Source organism: Phenylobacterium ferrooxidans (assembly GCF_042714595.1).
Lineage (GTDB): Bacteria > Pseudomonadota > Alphaproteobacteria > Caulobacterales > Caulobacteraceae > Phenylobacterium > Phenylobacterium ferrooxidans.
In genome coordinates, this window is sequence record NZ_JAOTJD010000002.1 from 105,491 (window position 1) to 128,643 (window position 23,153).

General features: G+C 59.8%; 27 protein-coding genes. 15 read left to right on the forward strand and 12 right to left on the reverse strand.

The genetic code is table 11. The annotated features are described in order from the left end of the window. The first annotated feature begins 191 nt into the window (after window positions 1–191). Window positions 192–683 carry a hypothetical protein gene (locus OCL97_RS01950; RefSeq protein ID WP_377367109.1) on the forward strand — a complete coding sequence of 164 codons (492 nt, stop codon included), beginning with the start codon at window positions 192–194 and terminating at the stop codon, window positions 681–683. Between the two features lie 19 nt (window positions 684–702). Here the strand turns inward: OCL97_RS01950 and OCL97_RS01955 are convergent, their stop codons facing one another. Both OCL97_RS01955 and OCL97_RS01960 read right to left on the reverse strand, forming a co-directional pair. After that, window positions 703–984, reverse strand: coding sequence for a hypothetical protein (locus tag OCL97_RS01955; RefSeq protein WP_377367111.1), 282 nt, complete (start codon window positions 982–984; stop codon window positions 703–705). A 52-nt stretch (window positions 985–1,036) separates the two neighbouring features. After that, on the reverse strand, window positions 1,037–1,708 hold the full coding sequence (locus OCL97_RS01960; protein ID WP_377367113.1) for an SOS response-associated peptidase family protein: 672 nt from the start codon (window positions 1,706–1,708) through the stop codon (window positions 1,037–1,039). Between the two features lie 205 nt (window positions 1,709–1,913). Between OCL97_RS01960 and OCL97_RS01965 the strand changes: the two genes are divergently transcribed. From OCL97_RS01965 to OCL97_RS01975, 3 genes are all read left to right on the forward strand, one after another. Then, window positions 1,914–2,039, forward strand: coding sequence for a hypothetical protein (locus OCL97_RS01965; RefSeq protein ID WP_377367115.1), 126 nt, complete (start codon window positions 1,914–1,916; stop codon window positions 2,037–2,039). A 167-nt stretch (window positions 2,040–2,206) separates the two neighbouring features. Then, a complete protein-coding gene (locus OCL97_RS01970) occupies window positions 2,207–2,956 on the forward strand; it encodes a hypothetical protein (RefSeq protein ID WP_377367117.1) in 750 nt (249 codons plus the stop codon). Then, window positions 2,949–3,722 (forward strand): hypothetical protein, encoded by a 774-nt coding sequence (locus OCL97_RS01975; RefSeq protein WP_377367119.1) that lies wholly within the window; start codon window positions 2,949–2,951, stop codon window positions 3,720–3,722. The genes OCL97_RS01970 and OCL97_RS01975 overlap by 8 nt, the downstream gene beginning before the upstream one ends. Here the strand turns inward: OCL97_RS01975 and OCL97_RS01980 are convergent. Next, entirely contained in the window at window positions 3,696–5,573 is a 1,878-nt protein-coding gene (locus tag OCL97_RS01980) for an FG-GAP-like repeat-containing protein (protein WP_377367121.1), read from the reverse strand. The two genes, OCL97_RS01975 and OCL97_RS01980, sit on opposite strands and share 27 nt — an antisense overlap. A 110-nt stretch (window positions 5,574–5,683) precedes the next feature. On the opposite strand from OCL97_RS01980, the gene OCL97_RS01985 reads away from it, so the two are divergent. Beyond that, a complete protein-coding gene (locus tag OCL97_RS01985) occupies window positions 5,684–5,941 on the forward strand; it encodes a helix-turn-helix domain-containing protein (RefSeq protein ID WP_377367123.1) in 258 nt (85 codons plus the stop codon). 26 nt (window positions 5,942–5,967) lie between these two features. Here OCL97_RS01985 and OCL97_RS01990 read toward each other — a convergent pair whose 3' ends face one another. Beyond that, window positions 5,968–6,354, reverse strand: coding sequence for a hypothetical protein (locus tag OCL97_RS01990; protein WP_377367125.1), 387 nt, complete (start codon window positions 6,352–6,354; stop codon window positions 5,968–5,970). 136 nt (window positions 6,355–6,490) lie between these two features. Here OCL97_RS01990 and OCL97_RS01995 point away from each other — a divergent pair, with 136 nt between their 5' ends. Next, on the forward strand, window positions 6,491–7,696 hold the full coding sequence (locus OCL97_RS01995; protein WP_377367127.1) for a DNA methyltransferase: 1,206 nt from the start codon (window positions 6,491–6,493) through the stop codon (window positions 7,694–7,696). Between the two features lie 400 nt (window positions 7,697–8,096). On the opposite strand, the gene OCL97_RS02000 is transcribed toward OCL97_RS01995, so the two are convergent. Further along, complete coding sequence (locus tag OCL97_RS02000) at window positions 8,097–8,660, reverse strand: hypothetical protein (RefSeq protein ID WP_377367129.1); 564 nt, start codon at window positions 8,658–8,660, stop codon at window positions 8,097–8,099. A gap of 536 nt (window positions 8,661–9,196) precedes the next feature. On the opposite strand from OCL97_RS02000, the gene OCL97_RS02005 reads away from it, so the two are divergent. Further along, complete coding sequence (locus OCL97_RS02005; RefSeq protein WP_377367131.1) at window positions 9,197–10,627, forward strand: hypothetical protein; 1,431 nt, start codon at window positions 9,197–9,199, stop codon at window positions 10,625–10,627. A 115-nt stretch (window positions 10,628–10,742) separates the two neighbouring features. On the opposite strand, the gene OCL97_RS02010 is transcribed toward OCL97_RS02005, so the two are convergent. From OCL97_RS02010 to OCL97_RS02020, 3 genes are all read right to left on the reverse strand, one after another. Next, complete coding sequence (locus tag OCL97_RS02010; protein WP_377367132.1) at window positions 10,743–11,102, reverse strand: hypothetical protein; 360 nt, start codon at window positions 11,100–11,102, stop codon at window positions 10,743–10,745. Between the two features lie 598 nt (window positions 11,103–11,700). After that, a complete protein-coding gene (locus tag OCL97_RS02015; RefSeq protein WP_377367134.1) occupies window positions 11,701–12,177 on the reverse strand; it encodes a hypothetical protein in 477 nt (158 codons plus the stop codon). Between the two features lie 417 nt (window positions 12,178–12,594). Beyond that, window positions 12,595–13,110, reverse strand: coding sequence for a DUF3617 domain-containing protein (locus tag OCL97_RS02020; RefSeq protein WP_377367136.1), 516 nt, complete (start codon window positions 13,108–13,110; stop codon window positions 12,595–12,597). 179 nt (window positions 13,111–13,289) lie between these two features. Between OCL97_RS02020 and OCL97_RS02025 the strand changes: the two genes are divergently transcribed. Further along, the gene (locus OCL97_RS02025) at window positions 13,290–13,544 is read left to right on the forward strand and encodes a hypothetical protein (protein WP_377367138.1); all 255 of its coding nucleotides are present in this window, start codon (window positions 13,290–13,292) and stop codon (window positions 13,542–13,544) included. Between the two features lie 85 nt (window positions 13,545–13,629). Beyond that, window positions 13,630–13,959, forward strand: coding sequence for a DUF6572 domain-containing protein (locus OCL97_RS02030; RefSeq protein WP_377367140.1), 330 nt, complete (start codon window positions 13,630–13,632; stop codon window positions 13,957–13,959). Here the strand turns inward: OCL97_RS02030 and OCL97_RS02035 are convergent. Continuing rightward, window positions 13,935–14,519, reverse strand: coding sequence for a recombinase family protein (locus OCL97_RS02035; protein WP_377367142.1), 585 nt, complete (start codon window positions 14,517–14,519; stop codon window positions 13,935–13,937). The genes OCL97_RS02030 and OCL97_RS02035 overlap by 25 nt on opposite strands. Before the next feature lie 338 nt (window positions 14,520–14,857). Between OCL97_RS02035 and OCL97_RS02040 the strand changes: the two genes are divergently transcribed. From OCL97_RS02040 to OCL97_RS02050, 3 genes are all read left to right on the forward strand, one after another. Next, on the forward strand, window positions 14,858–15,493 hold the full coding sequence (locus OCL97_RS02040; protein ID WP_377367144.1) for a hypothetical protein: 636 nt from the start codon (window positions 14,858–14,860) through the stop codon (window positions 15,491–15,493). A gap of 113 nt (window positions 15,494–15,606) precedes the next feature. After that, window positions 15,607–16,275, forward strand: a complete 669-nt coding sequence (locus OCL97_RS02045) for a hypothetical protein (protein ID WP_377367146.1) — start codon at window positions 15,607–15,609, stop codon at window positions 16,273–16,275. A gap of 62 nt (window positions 16,276–16,337) precedes the next feature. Beyond that, complete coding sequence (locus OCL97_RS02050) at window positions 16,338–16,790, forward strand: MucR family transcriptional regulator (protein WP_377367148.1); 453 nt, start codon at window positions 16,338–16,340, stop codon at window positions 16,788–16,790. Window positions 16,791–16,830: 40 nt separating this feature from the next. On the opposite strand, the gene OCL97_RS02055 is transcribed toward OCL97_RS02050, so the two are convergent. Next, on the reverse strand, window positions 16,831–18,540 hold the full coding sequence (locus tag OCL97_RS02055; RefSeq protein WP_377367150.1) for a recombinase family protein: 1,710 nt from the start codon (window positions 18,538–18,540) through the stop codon (window positions 16,831–16,833). A 39-nt stretch (window positions 18,541–18,579) separates the two neighbouring features. Here OCL97_RS02055 and arfB point away from each other — a divergent pair, with 39 nt between their 5' ends. Both arfB and OCL97_RS02065 read left to right on the forward strand, forming a co-directional pair. Next, on the forward strand, window positions 18,580–18,930 hold the full coding sequence (arfB, locus tag OCL97_RS02060) for an alternative ribosome rescue aminoacyl-tRNA hydrolase ArfB (RefSeq protein WP_377367256.1): 351 nt from the start codon (window positions 18,580–18,582) through the stop codon (window positions 18,928–18,930). Window positions 18,931–18,992: 62 nt separating this feature from the next. Further along, window positions 18,993–19,538, forward strand: coding sequence for a hypothetical protein (locus OCL97_RS02065; RefSeq protein ID WP_377367152.1), 546 nt, complete (start codon window positions 18,993–18,995; stop codon window positions 19,536–19,538). A gap of 33 nt (window positions 19,539–19,571) precedes the next feature. Here the strand turns inward: OCL97_RS02065 and OCL97_RS02070 are convergent, their stop codons facing one another. Beyond that, the gene (locus OCL97_RS02070) at window positions 19,572–19,910 is read right to left on the reverse strand and encodes a hypothetical protein (RefSeq protein WP_304774578.1); all 339 of its coding nucleotides are present in this window, start codon (window positions 19,908–19,910) and stop codon (window positions 19,572–19,574) included. A 168-nt stretch (window positions 19,911–20,078) separates the two neighbouring features. On the opposite strand from OCL97_RS02070, the gene OCL97_RS02075 reads away from it, so the two are divergent. Continuing rightward, the gene (locus OCL97_RS02075; protein ID WP_377367154.1) at window positions 20,079–20,483 is read left to right on the forward strand and encodes a hypothetical protein; all 405 of its coding nucleotides are present in this window, start codon (window positions 20,079–20,081) and stop codon (window positions 20,481–20,483) included. Between the two features lie 59 nt (window positions 20,484–20,542). Here the strand turns inward: OCL97_RS02075 and clpB are convergent, their stop codons facing one another. Continuing rightward, the gene (gene clpB / locus OCL97_RS02080; protein ID WP_305762400.1) at window positions 20,543–23,125 is read right to left on the reverse strand and encodes an ATP-dependent chaperone ClpB; all 2,583 of its coding nucleotides are present in this window, start codon (window positions 23,123–23,125) and stop codon (window positions 20,543–20,545) included. Between the last annotated feature and the right edge of the window lie 28 nt (window positions 23,126–23,153).

Genomic DNA, 23,153 nt, shown 5'->3' on the forward strand with positions numbered 1-23,153 from the left:
CATCGAGAACAGACTCTCACGGATCGCCGATCTGTCTAGGACATTCAGCCGCCGTTCTGGAATCTTGGCGTTCGACGTGATGAAGAATTCGCCCGCCGACTTGGCCCGTCTGTTCATTGAGAATAGCCTCGCATGTTGGGCTTGGCGGGGTTTGGCCTATCGTCCTTCGGGAAGAAATTCAGGACACCTCGATGAGCACACTTTTTGCCGCCCTAGCCGCCGCAGCGGCATTGCTTCCGCCCTTGTTGCCCAGCAGCTACACGCTTGTTTGCCAGGTGGAGCAATCGACCGGGTACAATTGGCAAGCAGGAAACTGGTCCCGGACGAACTTCAAGCCCGACTCCTACATCGTGCAGATCGGCGGCGAGAACCAATGCAAGTCCGCAGTCGGGACTGTTACTGACTACACGTCGGTGAAATTCCGGGAGGTCTGCGGAAACCTTCGTAAGATCGGTTCTGAGTATCTGAAGTTCATGTCGATGGAATGCCTGGAGAGCTACGGCAACGTTCCTGAGCAGGCACCACGGATTGTCCAGTGTCACTCGTCCGAAGAGACCTTCGCAGGCGCCGTAGATGGATGGTTTCACCACACCCATATCCACGGCCAAGTCGGGGCTCGCCCCCGGAATGACGAGAAGGACAGCCTCTACGTCGAAGTCGGGAAATGTTCGCTCGTGAAGTGACCCGCCTGACAGACCGGAATCAGTGCCATTCCACCGGCATGGTGAGCCAGTACAGCATGGCCTCATCTTGATCCTCGAACTCGATGACGATCGCATCGGTGTTCAAAGGCCGTTTGACGCGGGCGGTGTCCGCCAACCCCATCTCATGGATCAGGCCGTGCGCTGCGCCCCACATCCACTGGTCGCGCTCCTGGCCCAGGTCTGCGCCGAGGGTGATGGACTCCGTCGCGAGGAAGGTGTGGCAGGGTTTCTGATAGCTGGAGACGAGGGCTCGAAGGTTGTTTCGGAAGGAATTGCTCATGGTGATATTTATCACCAGTGGCCGCATCAGCCTGCTCACGACGCCAAACAGTCTACGACCGAGGCCGCTCCGCCACCTTAAAGGTCCCCTGCGGCACCTGGGCCTCTAGCGGAGCCTTGCCCGGCCCATCCAACCGCAACCACTCCAGACCCTGCCCAAGGGTCAACACCGGCGGCTGGCGATCGTGGATCGGCGCAACATCCGGCCCCGCCGGACCGGTGATGAAGGCAAAGCTTTGCAAACCGTCGGGCATATCGGTCGGATTGGATCGCTCCCAAATACCCGCGAAATACCGGACATCGCCCTCGGCCCACGTGACCTCGTTTCGGGTCTTGGGCCCCCTCTTCTTCCACCCCGGCGGCTCGGAATATTCGATGAAGCTGGTCAGCGGCACCAAACACCGCCGCTTTCTGTATGCGTCCCTGAACGTTGGCGCCGTATCGACCGTCTCGATCTTCGCGTTCGTGCACATGCTCCGCCAATCCTTGATCGCGCCCTTGTGGAAGAACGGGATCAGCCACCAGCGGATGTCGAGGAACTCGACGCCCGCGATCGGATCGGCGGGATCAATGGGCCGGATGATGGTCGCCCGGTTGGTGGGCTTGAACGGCTGGTCGAGATCGCGGTTCGGCGTGGGGTCAGCCCAGGTCACCGGAACCTTCACCTGGGAGAACTCCCAGGCCAGCGGATCGCGCCCTACCCGCAGTTGGTATTCGTTGCACATGGTGGTCAGCGTGGCTCGACCTGGGCTGGGCGTCTAGCCGTCAGGATCATGTGGACGGAACACCACCCCCGCTTGACTCACTTTCCGCAAAATGTGGAACGTAACGGGAACGAGGTGAGTGATGGTCAAACGTAACTATGTCGGGGTCTCGGACCCGGAGAGAGAGTTTCGTGAGCTACGGGATGCCCATACCCGGCTCCGACGGATGCAGTTGGTCTGCACGCCATTCGGTGCCGACTATGTCGCCCTGCAAGCCGTCCTGGCCGCCCTTCGAGACGCCGCGACCCACTTCACCAAGGACCCCTATTTTTACGGCGGCAGGCCGCACTAGGCGTGACGCCACCGTGGCGGGGCGGGTTTCGTCACTAAGCCAGCCAGTCCCCCAGCGACGTCTGACTCTCCCCGACCAAGATAATTAGACGGAAACTCCGCGATCGCCTTTCGGTTGACCGGTCAAGCTATTCGCGATCTGGTAGCTCTGTCGTCGGGGGGCGAAATTTGCGCAAGAGACTGTTTTTGGCCACCGCGATCACGGTGATGCTCGCGTTGACGGCCTGCCGTAAGGCGGAAAATCCAGCCCGTTCGGACGCCAAGGTTTCGGCAACCTCCATCCCAGCCGCTGCATCGAAAGCCGTGACCGACGACGCCCAGGCCGAATTCAATGCTGCGTGGACCCAGATTCGCGATCTTACGGCGTCACTCGCCGCAGTTGGTCGAACGACGCCGGACCAGTTGGTCATCGGTCTTGGCGGTGATCGCGTCCCTGTAGATCGCTGGCTCTGGTCCCATGGTCTAATTGAGTTGGTTGGTGTGGCTTACGGCCAGCCAGTATTCTCGCTCACCAAGGCCGGACACGAGTTTTCGGTGTCCCAGCCTCCCTGGTTTGTAGCCGCCACCACCTCCGTGCCGACAGGAACCTGCAAGCTGGCGGGCGGCCTTTCCAATCTCACATGCAGCGTGTTCGCGCATATCCGAGTGACGAAATCCCCGGCTGGCCAAGCGGTCATGGGGAAGGAGGAGGTCCCGGAATTCGACCTCGCCCGCATTGCATCGTCCGATGCTGGCGTTTGGTCCGTGACGGTCATGCCTGAGCAAGGCCAGGGGCTCCAAGACATAGCGGCGCAGATGCTGCTCGGCCCGAGCGATGGGCGAGAGGCTGCGCAAGCGGACTACATCAAGCAACTGGAAGCCAAAGCAGTCGCCTTGATCGCTGAGCCGACTAGAACGGAAGAATATTCAAATGAATAGCGGAACCCGATTGGGAGCTTTTGACCGCCTAGAGGTCGTCTATTTGAACGTACTCCGGGTTGTTATATTGGTATTGGCTACTGCTTTCCTGGCCGCTGCAATTTTGGCGACAGTGAATGCGATACCGAAGTTGATCCCAGATGCGAAAGAGGCTGACGCACGCGCATTGGTCTCCGCCGACTCGCTGAAGGATTTTCAAGCTGCGCAGGCCGGTCAAACAGCCCCCGCAGTTTCGGAAGCACCCGACGCATCCGCTGACCAAGAAGGAAAGATCGACAGCAGGATCAAGAAAGCTGCCGCTTCCCTAGTGGCCCATTTGAAGTCGCCGGATGGCTCCGCGCCACCAGTCGGTCCGATTGAGGAATATCTTTCAGAGAAACAACTCGCCCTGCCTCAATCGTTGCAGGGCGATTATGCGGATAGCTTGGTGAAATTGATGGAAAGTCTGGCTTCCTCGCCGGATCGAAGCGTTGACGCGGATCAACTCATCGACTGGCACTATGCTAAGTTCCAAGAGGCGACCGAGGCCGCGACCCAGTTGGAGGCCGAGCGCGCTGTAAAGAACGCTCAGAATCTTCAAGCGGCCCTTGTGGCAGGCGGCGCGGCTGTATCTGCCTTCTTCCTATTCCTCATCGTCGTTTTCGGTTTTGTGCTGGTGAAGATCGAACGAAATCTTCGTCGGGTTAGTGTCCTGGTTCTGAAAGACGACGAGACGCTGGTGGCTGAGCAGGCGGCGCAGCTAGACGAGCCAGTCCCCCAAGGATGACTGGCTCACCCCGACGAGGATCATCTGGTTGCCACCACCCATGTCGATGATCGTGTCGCCGCCCTCGTATCGCAGGACGTAGGTGGTAGCGGCTTCGAAGTGCACCCGATCTCCGTCCGCGCTGTTGAAGTCCATCACGCGGTCGATCCCGGCGTCCCCGAAGGTGTTGAAGACGTCGGCGCCCTGGCCGCCATAGATCGTGTCGTTTCCCCGATCGCCGGACATGAAGTCGTCACCGGCGCCGCCCGACAGCGAGTCATCGGCTTGGCCGCCACGAACCCAGTCGCGTCCATCTCCGCCGATGCAGGTGTCCGCCCCCAGGTTGCCGTAGACGACGTCGCCGCCCTCATCACCGGATAGGAAGTCGTTGCCCTGTCCGCCCACGACCCAGTCAGGGCCAAGTCCGCCGTAAACTGTGTCGTTGCCCTGGTTTCCGTGGGTGTCGTCGAAGCCGGGGCCGCCAAAAATAACGTCGTCCCCCTCACCTCCCCTCAGGAAGTCATCTCCCAGGCCGCCCACGATGGCGTCATTACCTTGACCGCCCATCAGCGTGTCGATCCCGCCGCCCCCCATCATGCCATCGGCACCCGCCGTGCCCTCCTGGTACGCAGCGGGAGCCTGCCCGAGGAACACCCGGATGGTTTCGTTACCTTGGGGATCGGTCCTGACGTTCACGAAGTCGAGGCGGCTGTCGCCGTTCACGTCTCCTGCCGCGATGTTGTCCCACTTGATCAACCCAGGGATAAGTCCCGGCATTCCAACGAAGTGACCAAGGCCGTCATTCAGAAAGACCGAGGGAGTGGTGGCTGAATCGGTCCCGCTGCTGAGGATCAGGTCGGAGGCCCCGTCACCGTTCACATCGCCAACGATGACTCGGTAAACCCCCGTGGAATCCACGGTCAGAGAATAGCCGACGCCCCCCAGCAAACGCGTGGTCGTTTCATCGACAAAACTTGAGCCGTTGTTGATTAGAACCCGCACGGTTCCGCCGCCAGCGTAGTTGTCTAGGGCGACGGAGAGGATCAAATCGGGCCGCCCATCCCCGTTCACGTCCGCCACCGCCGTATCAATGATGATATCGGGGACGCCGCTAGTGACGCTGGGGATGACCATCCCTTGGTCGGAGAAGTGACCGGTGCCGTCGTTGATCAACATCTTCGAAGTGGTCGGTGAGGCCGAATTGTTGGATCGGTCACCGTTCGAACCAAGGAACAGGTCCAGGTCTCCGTCGCCGTCAGTGTCGATGAAGGCACTCGACGTGTAATGGCCGTTGTTGAGGTCCCCCGCCCCGGAGAGGCTACGCGCCTCTTGGGTGAAATGGCCTTGGCCATCATTCATCAGGAAGTAGGGACCGATCTCCTCCCTGCCGAAGATATTGCCTACAAAGATGTCGAGGTCACCGTCGCGATCGATATCTCCGCTAGCCAGGGAGTGTGTGAAGTCATTCCGCTGAGGCAACGTCTGTGACTGGTCCACCTGTACGGCGCCCTGGCTAAGGCTCAGCGTCTCATGGAAGCCCGGAAACGGCGGCGCATCAGTGCCTTGGTCCGCGAAAAGCAGGTCAGGGCGATTGTCACCGTTCAGGTCTGCGAAGACGTGTGCCCGTGGCGCGACCGTTCCGGGCGCGCCGCCGGGAAAGACAGCGGCGGTTCCTTCGACAAACCCGCCCAGGCCGTTGCCCAGTGCGACCTGGATCGGGACTGAATTTGTCGTGTGTGGAAGGAGTTGGCGTGCCCATACGAAATCAACGTGACCGTCAGCGTTTACGTCGCCCAGGAAGAATTCATTTCCGAAGGTGCCGGTCGGAACATGCAGCCCGGAATTGCTGATCACTGTGAAATAGTTGGGCATTCAGTGCCTCCGGTCGGGATCAGGCCACATCAATCAACGAAATATGGAAAATGTGCATATGGACTTTGTCCATATAGCTCAAGGGCCGCGTTCAATTGGCGGCCCATCTCATGGCGAAATCCGTTTTCAGCGGACACCACAAGTTCTTGGTGGAAACGCTAATCGCTGCCAGACAACGATCTGGCCAGACTCAACAACAACTCGCAGCGAGAATTGGCAAAGACCAAAGCTACATCTCGATCATAGAAAACTCACAACGCCGAGTCGATGTACTCGAATTCTTCGCGCTGGCGACGGCCATGGGCGAGGACCCGGTCGAACTGTTTCGCGAGGTTGCTGAAAAACTTCCGAGGGACCTAGCAGTCTGATCTGCGCTGCATCGGAATCGACGAACTCACCGCGCCCTGGCGCCGGAAGGCTTATCCCTGAACACCCGGCTCCGGTGATCCTTGAGGAACCCCCACTGCTCGCCGTTGCGATGTTCAGGCCCTGTCAGGCGGATCGCGCCCGCCCGGAGCAGGGCTTCCCGAAGCTTAGAGTCTTCCAGGGGCACGAATGTCTGAATGGTGCTGAATTTCCGCTGCACCCATTTCAGCTTGAGCAGCCTCCTCAAGACGGCGTCCGTCTTATCCTCAAACCGGTGAGCACGCCTGTAGGCCAAATAGGCGATTGCGTTGGCCAGGATCACCGACAGCAACCCCACGGCTCCTGAAACAACCGCCGTTGCGAGGTCCGCGCCCTTGATAAGACCAAGTAGGTCTACCGGATTGAAAATGTTCATTGGCCGCTCCCTGACGACACCCTAGGGAAACGATCTCCGTCTGCGAATAGCTATTTCATCAGATTCGGGCGGCGCGCAGGCATGCGCCTTCCGGAAATCTTACGGTAAACGTTTCTACCCCAGAATGGCTGTCGCCATGCCCTTCGACACAGCGCAAATAGTCAACGAATCTACCATCTCACAGGCCGCTGGACGGCTCGGCGCGAGCCTTCGGGAAGCTCGCCGTTCACGTAAGCTGACCCAACGCAGTCTAGCGGGGGCCGCTGGCATCGACCTCGCCACGGTTCGCGGTCTGGAAGGTGGCGCGGGCACGGTCGGGTCGTTGCTCGCGGTCCTCGGCGTTGTTGACTACCGTTTCGCCGATCAGCCCTCCGGTTTCGGTCTTGGGCCATGGAACGCGGCGACGCGTAAGGCGGCTGGCTTCTCACAGCAGGCTCTGGCCGCCCGGATCGGCGTGAGCAAGCCGACGATCATCCAGGTCGAACACGGTCGTGGAAATTTGCGTAGCCTGCTGTTGGCGATGAGTGTCCTCGGCTTGGCGACGACCCTCGTGCCCCAGACCGACCCTCTCCACGGCGCCCGCCTGATTTTGGGCGACTGCCTGATTGCCATGCACACCCTACCGGACCAGTCGATCGACGCGATTATCGCGGACCTGCCCTACTCCGTGACGGCTTGGGAATGGGACCAGCCGATCCCGCTGGCACCGCTCTGGGAACAGTTCCGCCGCCTGCTGAAGCCGACTGGGGTCGTCATCCTCACTGCGAGCCAACCGTTCACGACGGTGCTGGCCGCATCTAACCTGCCGTGGTTGAAGTACGCTCTCGTCTGGGAAAAGAACCGGGCGACCGGCTTTCTGCATGCGAAGCAGAAGCCGCTTAAGGTCCATGAAGATATTCTAGTCTTCAGCCCCGCGACGACTGTCTACGAGGGTCGATCGAAGCGTCCCATGACATACAACCCACAGGGTCTCGTCGAACTCGAACAGCCTGTGGCAAGCCGAAGTGGCCGAACGACGGACCCCCTGCTTTTCAATGGCAAACGCGTTGTCGGCGGCGGGGGCCAGCAATCCCACACCAACTACCCGACATCGATCCTGCGCTTCGCCTCCGAGAGAAAGCCGATTCACCCCACCCAGAAGCCACTCGACCTGATGCGATACCTCGTCCGGACATACACGAATGAGGGCGACACTGTCCTCGACTGCTGCATTGGATCGGGCACGACAGGTGTCGCCGCCGTTCTAGAAGGTCGCCAGTTCATCGGAATCGAGAAGGACAGCGATTTTTTCAGTATGGCGAAGGAACGGATCGGCAATACGCCCGGCCCCCTAGCCCCGTAAGTTCTCTCTACCTTCCCACCGACTGTCCCGCACGCTCAATGCCCTCACCCTATTGATCAGCACCTAGCCGTGGCCTCAGGGCGAAGGCTGAAGGTAAGTTCAAAGGCCGGGCTCCGACAGTCCGCGCCAAGAGTGCCGAAGTTCACCGGCTCGTCGGGGCGGGTTGTAAGCACGCCGACGTGATGAAGCTCACAAACATTAGCAGGGCGAGCTTCTATAGGATCGCCAAGACCGCGCGATACGGGCCGCTGTGGATCGCGTCGAATGTAAATCCCGCCTTCGCCCGATCGACGTCATTGGCCAAGCGGCTTTTGAGGATATCGATCGGGCGTCGGTGAAGTTTCGGGAAGCAAAGCTAAGGCTTCAATCCATGGCCTAGTTTTCCCGAGACGATTTCGACCTACAAGCTCCAGTAGCCATAAACGCACCGCGACCCGTCGCGCGATGGGTCATGATTGTCATAGATCACTCCATCAATGACCGCCGTGTAGTGCTTGGATACCGCAACGATCAGGCGTCCTGGCGGAAGCTCATTCGCGACTAGGTGGACCTTGCATCCCTGACCGATAGCCATCGTTGGGGTCCATTTAAACCCAAGCGACGCCATGTAGTCCTTGAACCATTTGCGTTTGGTGTTGATCCCATTCCGGGCACTTGCGGGACGCTTCTTGCCGGTTATGCGGTCAGGACGTTGCGATCCCGTTTGCTTTGCAAGCTCCGCGTAGACATCGGCATATGGAAGCTGAGCTACGATCGCAATCGAGCGGGTCACACAATCGCGAGCCGTCCCCTTGAATCCTGCGGCGGCCCGTCCGCCGTCATCGTGAACAACCTTCATGCTTATCAGGCCGGTCACTGGCACGGATACTATTTCCGCGACCTCCGACAGTTGTAATTTCTGTCGAGACGCGACGACATTTACCGCCTCGCCATTCTTAACTTCTCTTTTTTTACAGTAAATCAATTTCCTTCTTTCAGGAGTTCAAAGGCGAAGCCAAAAGGGCTCGCATTCCCCTTGTAGCCAAATATCTAGCTTTATTCAATAAAAACAATAGATTATCTGGGTGACGGCGTTACTCAGCCGCCTTCGGCGGCCTGACATAAACCCCAATCCTTTTACGAGGAAACCCACTCAGGTTCCCTGAGAACTGCCACCCGTCGCCAAGGAACGGGCTTGCCCGTGGGTGGGCGGCGGAGGGGCGGCTGGACGAGAGCGAGCGAAGCCGAGCGATCGGACGGCCAGCATGACATCACCGATCTCGAACCAATCAATCAGATCAGCCCAATGGGCCTTCGTCCCATTGCGCGATACGAAGTAGCGAAGCGATACGCTTACTTCGTTGCGCTTTCGCTTCGCTACTTCGTGTATTTAATTCGCCAAATCAAGTTACATCAGGTATATTAGCTGTACGAGATAAATACATCGGTGACGTTTATTTTATATATAGAAGATTAGCGTCACATATTTAGCGGTTAGAAACCGCGTCACATAGGAGAATTATGAATATACATTATGACGAGTCGCGTTGCGGCTCTGGAAAGACTCTAAACGCGCTCCAGGACATGGCCGCACGCCCCGGAAGATATATTTATGCAGTCGATCGTCGGGATCAGATTGCAGACCGCATTGCGGCCCTCGGGGGTTTCGCAAGAGCGGCGAACACCACCCCGATCATCATGCGGATCGCTTCCGAAGATGGCGGGAAGTTCTGCGAGAATGTCGCGAGACGCATCGAAGCCCTCCCGGACTACTACGCGAACCAAGAGCACGTCATCGCGATCATCACCCACGAGGGGATGAAGTCAGCAGATCACAGCGGGTTCGCCGGATGGGAAATCATCATCGATGAAGACCCCGGCTTTTTGGAACTCGTGTCGTGGAACGTCCCCGCCGGAAAGGTTCTCCTCGAAAGCTATTATGAGCTTGAGCCCGCAGCAAACGGGGTCTCAGCCATCAAATCGAAGCGGAACACCGTCACCGCCGGTGACATTCAGGCCGACGACCTCTGCAAGGGTTTGCTGAAGCTGCATCGCAGAGTCCAGAGCGGCTCGGCCTACTGCACGCTAACGTCATGGGACGACCTTTCAGACTCCAAAACCCCGAAATTCGCGTGGTGGTCCATGTGGGACCCGAGGAAACTCGCGAGCTATGACCGGGCCTCAATCCTGGCCAATAACTTCTCGAAGAAGCTCAGCTTCGAGGTGATCGCACGTAAGTTCGCCACCGAGGTCAAATTGGTGCAACTGCCTGGGCCGCCCCTCCAGCCCTATGTGACCCGCGATGTCAGAATTGAGTATTTCTCCTCAACTCATGCAGCATCACGAACAGTTTGGCAGAATAATGGGGACGGACGTAATGTTCTCAATCTCATTGAGAAATATGTAGACGGTAACGCGAAGGATGATCACCTCTGGTGCGCGAACCTCTACAAAGACGCCTTCGATTCACGTGGAGACAAAGTGACCCCCAAGGTCGCCGGAACAAACATTTTTAGATCGATCACCGACTGCACGGTCATTTATTCGGCCAAGGCATCTTCATGCGAGGTGAAGATGCTTAAAGCGATCTTCGGGAGAGCGGTTGGTCGCCAACACATCCTCACCGATCGTGAGACAGAGGACCTGATCCAGATCGTCATGCGGACGTCACTCCGTGAACCTGATGATGATCGCCCCGTAACGCTGAGGGTCTACGATCACTTCCAGGCCCAAGCTCTCGAAAACTACCTTGTCGGTGCGGGGTATGGGTTCAACGTGACGCTGGCCCACGTTGACGTTGGCGCCGACGCGATCAAGGTCAGGTCTGTTGGTAGGCCGAAGAGCGACGGGCCGAGGACAACCAGCACTGACCGCATGCGCAAGAAGCGGGCGAAGGACAAGGCTGCGGCCCCTGCTAAGACGAAGCCGAAGACGAGGGCCAAGGCTGCGTAATCCGCACCCACAGTGACCGGGGGCTGCTGCCGGGAAACTTCCCGACGCGGCCCCTGGCCAACCGGCAACACGGAAATGGATTGATCGCCTCATCAGGAGACGACCAATCTCGATATTAGCCCTGTCTGATCCAAGTGTGGAAACGACCACGCAGGCTGGCGGCTTGAAAGTACGAATCCAACAATGGGAAGTGACTTACAAGCTCTTCGAATGCCGATTCGATTGGATCGATGAACTTTGGGTCCAGCTTGGATAGTTCCATTATCAATGTGGAAATTCGCAACAATCTCATTGCTCGAACTTTTCCACCCATTGCTGCACATAATTCGTCGTCTACATAAGCGTATACTCGGTACGGCGTAGCCCAGAATTGGTATTGATAGCTCTTTCCAACCCTCACGATTCCCGCCGCTTTGACGATAAGAAGAAAGTTCTGCTCGGCCTTCTTGGCCTCCGGAGAAATCGCACCACTCATGGTTCGCACCACGGCATCACTTGGCCCTCATCGAGTGTCCACCTACCCCAGCGAAGTGGAGCGTAGGCACGAACCTTCAGGTCCTCTACAGTCTGTTGAATATCAGCGGACCTAAGGCACACTAACACGCAGAAATTCTCGTTAACCTCATCGTCTAGTTGATCACGATCTACTTTATTTCGGTTGTAGACAGTAAATCCATGTCGATTTAGCATTTTCAATTGCTGAATATGCGACCTCTGCTCGTGGAGCGGTTTCGAATCTATGCTCAGGCGCGCGAGAACTTGGGCCTTTTCATCTCTATGGCGGAGAATCCAGACCTTCTGAGCTGCCAGCCAATCGTTGCCATACTCGTAAGCACCACCTTTTAGAATGTAAGATCGGCTATTCCACTTTGCTCTAAGGGAACGGTATGACGGATTATTAGAGTAACTGTTAGCTGGTAAGATGGCGGCATATCGATCGTCTCGGCTCGTTACTGTGTATTCCATGGCCTTCTGTGTTTAAGTTGAGCCTCAAAATACCACAGGCCCACCTCTGAATGCCAAATTGTTTCAACAGGATGCATTGCGAAACTTTTGTGACGACCCAAACTGCATCAGCCCACATACTCAACGGGATCGAAGTCCTGGCCGTGGAATGACACGTGGATCACCCTGTTCATGCCTCGCGGTTCGATCAGGCCATTGGTGAGCATCGATCGGACCAGTCCCGACTCCATGGCCTGAGCCAACCGCCAACCGACCGTGGGAGGCAGGCTGATCGAGGTCTCGAATACGGTCTTGGTCGCGTGGATGTAGCCAACCCACTTCCGCAGCACGTCGTTCTCGTCGAGCAGCTTGTGATCAACGAAGGCTGGCTCTGGCCGAAGCGCAGCCTGACCCTCCCGGCCCTTGAACCGATCTGGCCAGATGCACTCGGTGACGAAGCGGATGGTCTCGCTCTCGTCGAAAGGCCGCCACTCCCGCCGTTGTCGGTTGTGCTCGATCCCGAAGTGGTAGGTCAGCGACGGCGCCCGGACGCGGAAGACGAACTCTTCGTGCGTCGGCGGCGGGGCTTTCTTGGCTCTGGCCATGGGGCCTTCTCCAATTCCAGCATGCCCTAGCCTCGCGGGCTTGCCATCGGGATCACCTTTAGATTCCGGATGCTCAGCCGAAGCCCAAGGGATAGATGGCTGGGACTTGATGCGAGATCACCGAACGCCCCTCACAGGAAGCACAGGTTTCTGTGCGGTGGACAGATTTCAGGATTGACGTACCGGACGGAATCACAGCCCACCAAACCTACCGGAACCGGCCACCAGTTTTTCAATGGTGTGGTGACTCCGATGACCCTTCCTGACTCAACCCAACTTACCGGTCTCGCGCTCGTAATCAGCGCGCTCGCAACCTTGATTTGGAACATTCGCCGCAAGCCTTAGTCAGTGTGGCACATGCTGTACGGTCGGGCTCTGTTGATCCAATGGAGCCCGTGATGCTGGGAAGTCCGTTGATCAGGGTAGTGTCGCGGGTCCGGTGAGGACTTTGCGCTCTCGTGCGGAAAGTTTCCGGTGCCGATCTTCTTGCCAGATTCCGGGAAGTTGGCTCTCCGGGCAACTGCCGATGCGTCGCCCATTGAGCCTTTGGCTGACGACGGTTCCAACAATCGGCATCTCAGTCGTTACGCTGAACTTGTTGTGGCTGTAGGTGCCATGGACGCGGAGCTTATAGTTGGAGATGCCGCCGGTTCCCGCGCAGCGGGCCAGAGCCCCGCTGATCTTACCGTCTACGATCTGAAGGCTCTCGTCCGAGCAATCATCAGGGATTATTACGGATAGCCCGCGAATTTGCTCGCGGGCAGGCTCAATTCTTCGCCTGCCAACAAGGCACTTCGTGTAGTGCCGCCCCTCCGTCCCCGGCATCGAGTAGTCAAACGCCCAGCGTCCTGGACGCAGGCTGTCTGGGCCGCCACTCAGGCGGTCACATGCCGACAGAGTCAGCGCGAGCACGGCGGCGATCCAGATGCGCATGGCATACCTCAAGTTGTGGGCGACGTTGTCAGCCCCCGACGCTTAAAAATTGCTTCCGGGCCCGCCGATTGGCTTCAGGTCGGGACATGGTCCCTCCATTTGATCTAGGTGTGTGAAGCCGGGCCATTGATCCCCGCCTGCGCCCAGAGCAAATTCAGCCTGGGGACGCGGAGGTTTCGATGTCCAAGGCTTGGTTTCGCCCGAAGCAGTATGGCTACGGCTTCACGCCCTCGTCCTGGGAAGGCGTGCTCGCAACGATCGTGTACGTCGTCGCCGTGGTCTCGACATGCATACTGCTACCGCGCCAGTTCTCGGATCACCTAATGGCGATGATCATCACCGCATTGGCCGTGCTGCTGGTGACGGGAGCATTCCTGTTCATCTGCTCGCGGACCTTTGAGGGCGACTTGCGGTGGCGTTGGGGCCGGGACTGAACCCGCCGACCTAGTAACCCGGCTGGCGCACCGGCCCCCGGCCCTGCGTGGGTCGATGCCACCCACACCATCTCCAGGTCTGATTATGTCGATTGAAAACGCAGAAATAATCGACGGTCTTGGCACCGACAAGATCAGAGGAGAGGCTACTCTGCTGATCTCAGATCATTGGCCTTGGAGCGATGAACCGGCTCACTTCGCTCTCCTAGAAGCGAAGATTTCGCGCTACATCGACTTTGTAACGTCAGGTCAGATATTCGAGCAGATGCCTAACGCTCGTGGCCTGCCGATCTGCATCAAGCTCATTCACCAGCACGACCCATCCGTCTCAGCCGCGCGCTTCTTAGAGGCCGCTGGACAACAATTGGCCGAGCTTGGGCTTCGGTTTTCTCACGCATCCCTTCCTGACACCTGAATCGCCGCTTTCCCGCCGGGGAATGCTCTGTAGATCGTCGGGGGACTGACACCCACCTGGGCGGCGATCGCCCTTACCGACATGGACCCCTCGCGCAGCAGGGCGGCGGCCATCTTCTCCTTGTCCGGCGTCAGGGCGTTGGGGCGGCCCAGCCGCACGCCCCGGCGACGGGCGGCGTCCAAGCCCGCGTTCACCCGTTCCACAAGAACGTCCCTCTCCGCCTGAGCCAGGGCCGCGACAATGGTGAAAAGCAACTTGGAGGACGCGGAGTCTGCCGACAGGTTCTCGGTAAGCGATCTGAAGCCGATCCCACGGCGCCCGAGATCGTCTACGACCTCGATAATGCCCCGAAGATTTCGCGAAAGCCTGTCGAGTTTCCAGACGACAAGTTCGTCCGATTTTCTGAGTTGCGACAACGCCATCGCCAATCCGGGTCGCTGAAATGAAACCCCCGTTCCCACATCCGAAAAAATGCGCTCGGCACCTGCGGCCTCAAGAGCGTCTCGTTGCAGTTGATCGTTCTGAGAAGGCGTTGAAATTCTCGTGTAACCAATGATCATATCAAAAACCTCCTTGAACACTTTCGAGATTTGAGAGTGTTTGTGAGATACCGATATCATCGATTTTCAATACGTCGAGCATTACCGATCATATCATTCAAATACTAGTGTATGATTGCCAGTCTTCTTGAGGACCGCGCTATATAAATATGCTCATGACGGGCACCGCACACAGAGACACGAGCGTCATAGATGCGCTCGGCCACGACTCTCCACTTCGATCACGGATGCTTAAGTGCGGGACGCCGTCGCAGTGGAAGCACAAATACTATTGCGGACGAGTTGGATGCCCCGTCTGTATCGCGAGATACACTCGCCATCAGACTGCTAAGGCAACCATGCGGTTCGCTGGGGCGCGTCCCGGTGAATTCGCCAATGCCAGGATCATGATCGGCGCCTCAGACCGCGTCGGCGACATCGGCCCGATGTTCGACACTGCGAGAACGAAACTTCGGAACATCATCGATCAACGACGGGTGGCACAGGCCATCTGGCACGATGTCGAAGTGCTGGGTTGGATGCGGGTGGGCCTCGCTGCGGGTTCGCCCCCCGACAAGCCGCGTTGGGCGATCTCGACCAACCTCATGGTGTGCCATGGCACCCTACCCTACCAAGGGTTCGGTCACGCGCTGGCGGAAGGGTGGAAATCTCCCGGCCAGACCTGTGTCGAGCCGTTCGATCCGGCGATCCTGGTCCAGGAGTCCTTGGCTGGGAGCATCCAGCACGCAACGGCACCATGGCACCCGAGTTGCGACGGGAACGGTGCGTGGCCCAAGGAATGGATCAGCGGGCTATATGAATATGTGGATGGCTGGTCCCGGTCCTTTCAGAGCCTGCGGATCGATATCGGGCCGCGAGATGCCAAGCTGACCCGCCACACGCCTTGTGCGCATGTCGCGGATGAGTGGATCGAGCCAATGCCGGTGATCGTCGGCAATGACGATTTTAGTACTCTTAGGTACCCGTGGAGCTAGGGGGCGCCAGCGACGCCGCGAGGAGAGCAGCGGTGTCCCATGTCCCCAGTGCTCGCGCCCAAATCTCATGCGACAACCCGTCTGCCCCCACCTGATGTTGAGAAACGCACCCAATGCGCGCGCTACCCGCAGGCATTCCCCCATGGCAACCCATCCTGCATGACGGCCACAGTGTCGGGTTGGCGGAAAATGCCCAAACGCTGTTCCGCATGGCGATCGAGCCATCGTGCTCCGCTATCGCCGCCGAGTTGGCGAACGCGCCTCGCGGCCCCGACGAGCGGTCCTGGCAGAAGTGGGGCCAGCTACGGGATGCTCAACTTGAGCTTCACCGCTCGTACGCCCTCGCCCTCGGTGGACTGTGGGAAAGGCATTTTCGACGACATCTCTTCCATTCAGCGTCTGCCCTTGGCCCCAACACAAAGACAAAGTTGAAGGATATCGAAGAAGGTGGGTGGAAAACACTATCCGCACTGTTCGTTGAAACTCGCGGGTTTCCCCTGACAAAATTCGCGAGCCATGACGATTTGGAGCTTCTCTTCTCCGTGACATCGGTTGTCCGACACGGGAATGGCAACTCCTCAAGGACATTGTTCGCCACAAATCCCCGCCTGTTTTCAAATCAACCACACAGTGATTGGTTTTCATACTTCACGCTCGGCGGAGAGCCTGCGCACTCAATACATAACCTAGAAATTACCTTCGACGATCTAGTCCGCTTTAAAGACGCCATCATCGATTTCTGGGAAACGATCTCGCGACTGCACGCATCGTCTTCCGCCTAGAAGCTTGCCCTTGGCACGGAAGTCCGGATGCTCAGCCCACACAATCTCGGTGAGTCGCCAAAATGTCCGAAGAATCATCAGCAAAGCTTGAAATGACAGCCGCCATAGCGTCGGCGTTTGTAAGCAACAACTCCGTGTCGCAGGCCGATCTGCCCAGCCTGATCCAGGCGATCTACAAAACGATCAACGAGATCGGGACCGGAGCCCCCGCCGAAGCCGCCCCGGTTCAGGCCCCCGCCGTATCGATCCGTCGGTCGATAACCCCGGATTTCGTCGTGTGCTTAGAGGACGGCCTCAAATTTAAGTCCCTTAAGCGACACCTGCGGACCAAGTACAACATGACCCCCGAGGAGTACCGGGTGAAGTGGGGCCTTCCGAAGGACTATTCTATGGTCGCGCCCAATTACGCGGCGGCTCGCTCCGCGTTGGCTAGAGCATCAGGATTAGGCCAGGGCGGTAGGCAGGCTGCCAAGCCGAAGTCTGCTGGACGGGGTAAGAAGGCCGCCGGGGCGTAGGCTAGGGCTCGGGCCGCTGAAACACCGGCCTTACCGTCGATTAGCTGAAATCGTCCAGATTTTCCCAGATGTCATCTTGGTTGTCCGTCGCTTGCGACTGGTAGATTCTTCGTAACTCGGCGCGACCGAATTGGCCTCCGACCGCGTCCTCCGTCTCGATGAACCCACCTTCGTCCACGGGTCCGATCCAATCGAGATAGTTACTTCTCAACGGGAAGCGTTCTCCACTTAAGCCGTCGAGGTAAAAAATCAGCCCTCCCGCAAGTAGCTGCATCTTAACGATCGGGTAGTCTCCCTGTTCTGAAGCTCCGAATTCCAGTTCATCGACCAAAATTCTGAGGACCTCCGAAATACTCGCTCGCGCAGCATACGTTTTCTCACTCGACTGCGAGGGCTCTTTATTGAGAAAATCAACTAGCCTAAGCTGTTCGTCGGTTGCCGAAAATTCCGACAACCTCCGCATGTTGGCGTCCTGTTGACGTGAAATTTCTCGGTCTAAGTCCTTTAAATCTTGTTCGGCAGACAGTAGACGCTGGACGAGTGTAGAACTTCCGGTCTCGATAAGATCGGCTAACCGACGAATTCGATCAGTCAGTTCATCCCTCTCTTTCCGCTTTTCGGAAACATCATCGTCCACTCCAGAGGTATCGACGCTAGGATGCAACCGAACATTAGGAATAATAGACAAGATCGATAATTCGATTTCCCTGTAATTATATCGGAGATCGTTGGAACATTGTTGTTTTCTGAGGGCTCTTGCGCAGACGAGAGTTGCACCGCCGCTGCGCTCCCCTCGATCTCTGTAGGTCATCGATCCGCCGCAGGATTCGCACTTCGCCAATCCAGTAAACAAGTTTGAGAAACCTTTTCCCTTTCGTCCCGGAGCATTGAAGCGGCGTCGGAGGAGGGCGGCCTGGACACGATAAAACTGCTGCTCACTAATAACATAGGGAAAGTAGTTCTGGATTGGCGGGCCATCGGGCTCCCGCTTTCCGCTGACTTTCGTGTGCGGCTGAAAATCGCCCAGCACAGCCCTGTTATGCGCGATCTGCAATAGAATGGAATGTTGCCATCCGTCGCCGTGCGCAAATGGCGGAATCCGTTCCTGGTTCAATCGTTGGGCCAACTTATGGACGCCAACACCAGATTCGAGTTCATTGAATATGCGCTTCACGACCTCAACGCGATCAGGAATGGGCTCGTAAGCTCCATTCGCGAGCGTAAGCCAACGCGGGCACATGCGAGATATTGGCTTTAGTTCGGTTCGCGCCTTCCGACGCTTCTCTGCCCAGCTTTTTCGAAGTACTTCAGCCTTTCTTTGGGATTCTCCATTACCGCGAATAGCACCCATGATCCACATCATGAGTTGCATGGGATTATTCGCCATACTTTCGGTCGAATAGGCGTGTCCATCGTCGGTTGTTACGATAGTAATTCCGGACTTCGTGATACTCCGAAATAGGTCTAATGCTTCCAGTGGGTCTTCTCGACTTAATCTGTCGCAGTTCTCGACTAAAAATACCGAGCCCCTCGGCACCTCCCCCGCTTCAACCGCTTTCAGAAAGAGACCGAGCGATCCCTTGCGATGGGCACCCTTGAATGCGGAGGTCCCAAGGTCCTGATATGATTTTACGAGTTCCAGGCCGTGCTCGGCGGCGTACCTTTCGGACGCTTCCAGTTGCCGCCTGAGGCTGTCGCCCTCGACCTGACCAGGATGGCTAAACCGAATGTAGCTATACGCACGAGCCAACGCTCTGCCTCCCTGAAGCCCCTGGCCCAGGGTCGTTTAATAGGTCGGAATGTCAACAAGGTGTCGACGGCGGTGGAGTTGCGGTTCGATGTGCGCGGCTCGCCGTCCCTGCCCAACGACGTGGCCATCCGCCTGATGAAGCTTGGGGGCCGCAAGGTGACCCTGGACGGGGTGCTGGTGCTGGTGGCCATGACCCACCGCACCCAGGAGCGGAATCGGGCCGACGCCCTGGCCCGCCTGCTGGACCTGATCCGCCAGGCGGCCGAACCGCCGCCGCCGCCGCGCAAGAAGACCAAGGTCAGCAAGGCGGCCAAGGCGCGGCGCGTGGACTCCAAGGTCAAGCGCGGCGGCGTCAAGGCGACGCGGGGGAAGGTGCGCGGCGACGACTAGGGTCATGGGGTCCACGAACCCCCTTGGCGGGGCCCCCTCCCCTTGCCTATGGTGCGCCGGCCATGACCCCCGCACGTCTTCTCCTGATCTCCGCCGCCCTCGTTGGGCTTTCGGCCTGCGCCACCACAGCTCCGCTGGGTCCGCCGCCGCCTCCCCCGCCAGGGTCCGGCGGTCCGCCGTCGGCCGGCGTCTTCCGTCCGGGCGACTTCGCCTGGTCAGCCGTTCCTGGCCGAGGCCGGATCGATGGGCGCATGACCTTCCGGAGCGGTGTGGCGCGCTACACCTGCGCCGGCGCCGGCGTGGTGCTGACGCCGGAGACGCTGTGGACGCGCCGGCGGATGACCATTCTCTACAACTCGCCCGACCGCTCGGCCTTGCCGGCCGAACAGGTGCGGGCGCGCACGCCGTCGGCCCCCAATGGCGACTACTCGGCCTTTGTCCGCCGCACCACCTGCGACGCGTCGGATCGCTTCAACTTCCAGGGTCTGGCGAACGGCGCCTGGTTCGTGATCACGGTCGCCAAGCCCGTTGGCGGCAGTGGTCCGGATATGGCGATCATGCGCCGCGTGGAGATCCGCGCGGGCCGGCCAGTGGCGATCGAGCTCTAGGCCCGCCCGCCACCGCTCAGGTCAGATTTGGATCTAGAACCGCGCGGCGCCGCGCTTCTCGGGTTCGGCCATCTCGGAATCGAGCATGTCGGCCACGCGCAGCATGAATTCCTGACGACGCGCGGCGGCCGCGACCGGATCGGGCGTATTCTTCACCGCCTGGGAGGCGTCCTTGCGGGCTTCCGAGCGCAGGCGTTCGATGACCGCGGCCAAGTGGCCCTCGGCCTTGCGGGCGTCCATCAGGGCGGCGTGCGAGCGGGTCTCCGTGATGCGCTTGTTCAGCTGGGCCTCGATGTCCGAGCCGGCCTCGACCCGCGACGCCATGGTGGCGAAATCGCGGACGTACATCTGGATGAATTGTTCCTCGGGCATAGCGCCGACTCCTTACTGGTCTGGGAAAACGCGCGAACGTTCGCAGACGCGAACAGCAGGGGCGCGATCAGTCATGAACCCCTTTAGCACAGATTGCCGGCCTTTGCCGAACTAACCCATTACCAAGGCGTTAAGCCCGGTGGGATGGATATCTCAGGGAGAGACTTGATGCGCAGATTGATCACTATCGGGTTGGCCGCCGTCTCCGTGGCCGCCGCCGCCGGCGTTGGGGCGGCCTCCGCCCAGCCATATGGCTACGGACAGTACAACGACCGGGACCGCGACGGCATCAGCGATCGAAACGACCGCGACCGTGATGGCGACGGTATCCGCAATCGCAACGACCGGGACCGCGACAACGACGGCATTCGCAATCGCAATGACCGCTATGACAACCGCTATGGCCGCTGGGACCACCGGTGGGGCCGCCAGCCGGCTCCGCCGCCGAGACACTGGCGTCATACCAACAGCTGGTACGGGCATGTCCGCGCCTGCCAGATTCGCTACCGCAGCTACAACCCGGCCCGGGACATGTACTTCACGGGTCGCGTCTGGACCCGCTGCAGGCTCTAGGCTGGTCAGACCCGCAGTAAAATCAGGTCCCGCTCAGCGATGAGCGGGACCTTTTTGCGTTAGTGCACCTTCGCCTTGCCGATCTGCAGGCCTTCATCCGTGGCGCCGACCTCGATCACCGAGCCGTCCTGGAAGTCCCCGGCCAGGAGCTTCTTGGCGATGGGGTCGATCAGCTCCTTCTGGATCACCCGCTTCAGCGGCCGGGCCCCATAGACCGGGTCGTAGCCGCGCTCGGCGATCCAGTGGTTGGCCGCAGTGTCCAGGGTGATGGACATCCGCCGCGCGGCCAGCAGCTTCTCCACCCGCTGCATCTGGATGCCGACGATGTTGTCCATCTCGGAGCGGCCCAGCCGCTTGAAGAGGATGATCTCGTCGATCCGGTTCAGGAACTCGGGCCGGAAGTGGCGGCGCACGACGTCCATGACCATGGGCCGGACCTCCTCGACATCCTCGCCCTCCGACTGGCCGGCCAGGAATTCCGAGCCGAGGTTGGAGGTCATGATCAGGATGGTGTTGCGGAAGTCGACCGTGCGGCCCTGACCGTCGGTCAAACGGCCGTCGTCCAGCACCTGCAGCAGGATATTGAAGACGTCGGGGTGGGCCTTCTCCACCTCGTCGAACAGCACGACCTGATAGGGCCTGCGGCGCACCGCCTCGGTGAGCGCCCCACCCTCGTCGTAGCCAACATAGCCGGGGGGCGCCCCGATCATGCGGCTGACCGAGTGCTTCTCCATGTACTCGCTCATATCCATCCGGGTGATGGCGGCCTCGTCGTCGAACATGAATTCGGCCAGAGCCTTGGTGAGCTCGGTCTTGCCCACGCCGGTCGGGCCGAGGAACAGGAACGAGCCGATGGGCCGGGCCGGATCCTGCAGACCCGCGCGGGCGCGGCGCACGGCGTCGGAGACGGCGACCAGGGCCTCTTCCTGACCGACCACGCGGCCCCGCAGGGCGTCCTCCATCGCCAGCAGCTTCTCGCGTTCGCCCTCGAGCATCTTCTCGACGGGCACCCCGGTCCAGCGGCTGACCACGGCGGCGATCTGCTCGGCGTCCACCACCTCGGGGCTGACGGCGTCGGTGGGCTCCTTGGCCTCCTCCTCGGCCAGGCGGCGTTCAAGGCCGGGGATTTCGCCATAGGCGATCTCCGAGGCGCGCTGCAGGTCACCGCGGCGCTGGGCGGCGACCAGTTCGGCGCGCAGGCGGTCGACGGCCTCGCGGAGCTGGGCGGACTGGCCGACCTTCTCCTTCTCGGCGCGCCACTTGGCGGTCATCTCCTCGGACTCGGATTCAAGCTCGGAGAGTTCCTCCTCGAGCTTTTCGAGGCGGTGCTTGGAGGCCGCGTCGGTCTCCTTGGTCAGGGCCTCGCGCTCGATCTTCAGCTGCACGACGCGGCGGTCGATCTCGTCGAGTTCCTCGGGCTTGCTGTCGACCGCCATGCGCACGCGGCTGCCGGCCTCGTCGATCAGGTCGATGGCCTTGTCGGGCAGGAAGCGGTCGGTGATGTAGCGGTGCGACAGGGTGGCGGCGGCCACGATGGCGCTGTCGGAGATCCGCACCCCGTGGTGCAGTTCGTACTTCTCCTTCAGGCCGCGCAGGATGGAGACGGTGTCCTCCACCGTGGGCTCATCGACAAAGACCGGCTGGAAGCGGCGAGCCAGCGCCGGGTCCTTCTCCACGTGCTTGCGATATTCATCGAGGGTGGTGGCGCCGACGCAGTGCAGTTCGCCCCGCGCCAGGGCGGGCTTGAGGAGGTTGGAGGCGTCCATCGCCCCGTCGCTTTTGCCCGCGCCCACCAGGGTGTGCATCTCGTCGATGAACAGGATGATCGAGCCCTCGGCGGCGATCACCTCGTTGAGCACCGCCTTCAGGCGCTCCTCGAACTCGCCGCGGTACTTCGCCCCGGCGATCAGGGCGCCCATGTCGAGGGACAAGAGCTTCTTGTCCTTCAGGCCTTCCGGGACGTCGCCGTTGATGATGCGCAGGGCCAGGCCCTCGACGATGGCGGTCTTGCCCACGCCGGGTTCGCCGATCAGCACGGGGTTGTTCTTGGTGCGGCGCTGCAGCACCTGGATGGTGCGGCGGATCTCCTCGTCGCGGCCGATCACCGGGTCGAGCTTGCCGTCACGGGCCGCCTGGGTCAGGTCGCGGGCGTAGCGCTTGAGGGCGTCATAGCCTTCCTCGGCCGAGGCGCTATCGGCCGTGCGGCCCTTGCGGACGGCCTTGGCGGCTTCCTCCAGACCAGGCGCCGTGGCGCCGGCGGACGACAGGGCCTTGCCCGCCTCCCCGCCTTCCTTGGCGATGGCGATCAGCAGGCGTTCGGTGGTGACGAAAGCGTCGCCGGCCGCCTTGGCGCCGCTCTCGGCCTCGGCGAAGACTCGGGCCGTCTCAGGGGCCATGTAGATCTGGCCCGAGCCGCCCTCCACGCGGGGACGCTTGGAGAGCAGGGTGTCAGTCGCCGGTTCGACGACATCGGGCCGCCCGCCGGCGCTCTCGATGAGGGCGCGGGAGAGGCCGTCCTTCTCCTCAAGCAGAACCTTGAGCAGGTGTTCGGGCGCCAGCTGCTGGTGCCCCCTGGCCATGGCCAGGCTCTGGGCTGACTGGATCGCCTGTTTGGCGCGGTCGGAATAGAGGTCGATATTCATGAGGTCCCCTCGTAAGGCGGATTAGCGG